The sequence below is a fragment of the Haloarcula sp. Atlit-120R genome (assembly GCF_003665885.1).
Taxonomy (GTDB): Archaea; Halobacteriota; Halobacteria; order Halobacteriales; family Haloarculaceae; genus Haloarcula; species Haloarcula taiwanensis.
On the sequence record NZ_QPLN01000021.1, the window covers coordinates 1 to 1,006 of the forward strand.

A 1,006-nucleotide genomic window follows, 5' to 3' on the forward strand; every position below is an offset into this window, starting at 1 on the left:
CCGATTTCTCACTGCTCATCACCCAACTCAAGAGCCATGACTAACGCAATCGTCACGTTCGCCATCATCGCCGTCGTCGGTGTTTTTGCTATCGCTACCTTCGGGACCTCCTACATCGAGAGTGCCGAGGCTCAAGCGACCACCGAAGGCATCACCCTCGACGATGCCGGCCGCCTCGTCGACGCGGCAGACATCGCCGTCGACTTCGGCGCGAACGTCACCGTCACGCACAACGGTACGACCCTCTCCGAAGGTGTCGACTACCGTTTCAACGAATCGACCGGGGAGCTCGAACGACTGGCAAACGCGACCGTCTCCAACGGGACGCAGGTCAACATCAGCTACCAGTTCGAAGCACCCGACCAGACTACCCGCGATGTGAACCGCGGGCTCGGTGCGATTAGCATCCCAGTACCGCTTCTCGCCCTCATCGCCGCCGCATTCGTCGTCTGGGGGTTCCTCGGATGATACTCGTCGCCCACCAGCTGGCACTCGGCCTCCTCGGGACGCTCGCCCTCTTCGGAGCGCTCGTTTTCCGCGGCCACGACTCTGAAGCCATCTGGGCACTACTCGGCCTCATCGTCTGGGGCGCACTCGCGCTCACCAGCGGTAACGTCGCCGTCTTCAACGAATCGACCGGCGAGTTCATCTCAGTCGGCTCTCCGACTATCCAGTTCGTGTGCCTCGCCGCGGCCGCAGTCAGTGCCATCGCACTCTACGGTGCCGTCTTCCACACCGCCACCAGTGAGGGTGTCCGCGCATGATGGGACGCGACCCCCAACCCGACCCCGGCGAGCTCCAAGCGCGTGAGCTCGACGAGCGCGCCGCCCAAGATCTCGAACGAACCGCGGTCAACCGCGGCGTCTCGAACGGCCCGGTAGTCGACCCCATGCACGACATGGAGCCCGAGGACCTCCTCGACCGCCTCCTCGAAGCCGACGTCGAGTCCAACGAGTACGATGAACTCGTCTCGCTCATCCAGCCGTACCTCTCGCCGAGCGAGATG

2 protein-coding genes and 1 pseudogene are annotated in these 1,006 nt (G+C 63.7%); all 3 read left to right on the top strand.

Going from position 1 to position 1,006, the window contains the following annotated elements:
• The first annotated feature begins 36 nt into the window (after nucleotides 1-36).
• On the top strand, nucleotides 37-468 hold the full coding sequence (locus DVK01_RS20985; protein WP_115891775.1) for a hypothetical protein: 432 nt from the start codon (nucleotides 37-39) through the stop codon (nucleotides 466-468).
• Nucleotides 465-764, top strand: a complete 300-nt coding sequence (locus DVK01_RS20990) for a hypothetical protein (protein WP_115891774.1) — start codon at nucleotides 465-467, stop codon at nucleotides 762-764. Before DVK01_RS20985 ends, DVK01_RS20990 begins: the two co-directional genes overlap by 4 nt.
• Nucleotides 764-1,006: pseudogene (locus DVK01_RS20995) on the top strand (hypothetical protein); the annotation flags it as partial. The gene DVK01_RS20990 and the pseudogene DVK01_RS20995, both read left to right, overlap by 1 nt.